The sequence below is a fragment of the Peribacillus sp. NPDC056705 genome (assembly GCF_043656335.1).
In genome coordinates, this window is sequence record NZ_JBHTYI010000275.1 from 1 (window position 1) to 1,065 (window position 1,065).

General features: G+C 47.4%; 1 protein-coding gene and 1 pseudogene. Both read left to right on the plus strand.

Features of this window, described 5'->3' with window-relative positions:
• Positions 1-478, plus strand: a 478-nt coding sequence (locus ACFRAK_RS29670; protein ID WP_394573288.1) for a helix-turn-helix domain-containing protein, incomplete at its 5' end; no start/stop codon positions are given.
• Positions 479-527: 49 nt separating this feature from the next.
• A pseudogene (locus tag ACFRAK_RS29675) lies at positions 528-850 on the plus strand (MGMT family protein).
• Positions 851-1,065: the final 215 nt, after the last annotated feature.

The following is a 1,065-nucleotide window of genomic DNA, read 5'->3' on the forward strand; positions in this document are numbered from 1 at the left end:
GCCCTATTATCAGGCCAAATCTGCACTAATGCTGAGCCAGTTGATCTATCAGCTGGCAAGAAAACGGAGTTTGAATGAGCCGGAAGAAGCGTCTGCGGCAGGACAAGACGCAGGGCTGACCTACGAGCCGCAAGAAGCGGCTCAAAGGCTGGCCGCCTATATCGAAGCTCATTTTGCCCAGGATATTTCCTTGATTGATGCGGCTTACGAGATCGGTTACAGCAACAGCTACTTAGGCCGTGTATTCCGTGCCAGCTACGGGATGACATTCTCGCAATATTTGCGCCAATTCCGAGTGGAGCAAGCGCAAAAGCTTATTCTCGGGACATCTGGTAGCTTGAAAACAATCGCCTGGCAGGTCGGGTTCAAGACGATTTACCATTTTACCCGCGTGTTTAAAGAAGTGGAAGGCATGTCCCCAGGAGAGTGGCGCCAGCGGGAGCAGGCCGGTATCCGCAAAGATATCTATTTCGACTGAGAGCTGTGCTATGCTTAGAGAAAGATTGAGGCCCATGACGGAAAGTAAACTGCAGCCTTTTACAGAAAGAGTGCTTCGAATCATTAAGGAAATACCCGAAGGTTATGTAATGACGTACGGGCAAATTGCGGCTGCTGCCGGAAGCCCTATAGGAGCAAGACAGGTCGTGCGGATATTGTATTCGATGAGCAAAGCGCATAAACTGCCTTGGCATCGGGTCGTTAACGCCAAAGGAGAGGTTGCAATGATGGACGATGAATCCGCTCGCTTCAAATGCTGTATCTTGAGGGCGAAGGAGTAGAGCTTTACTGGAACGGCCGTATCGATCTCGAGCAATACCGTTATGTACCTGAAGATCACGATCGCCTGTAAAATAAAAAAGGGAATCATATTCCCCTATTCTAGGGCAGATGACTCCTTACTGGTCTATGAAGAATAGTTAAGATCCCTTATAATCTGCAACAGTTCCGCTTTCTGTTGTTTGGTTTAAATACTTCGTAAATTTAATATATAATGCCGGAAGCCGTTCTTGTACAAGAAATCCGTTTGGACTCTTGTACCATTGTTCAATGATTTTAACATACGCG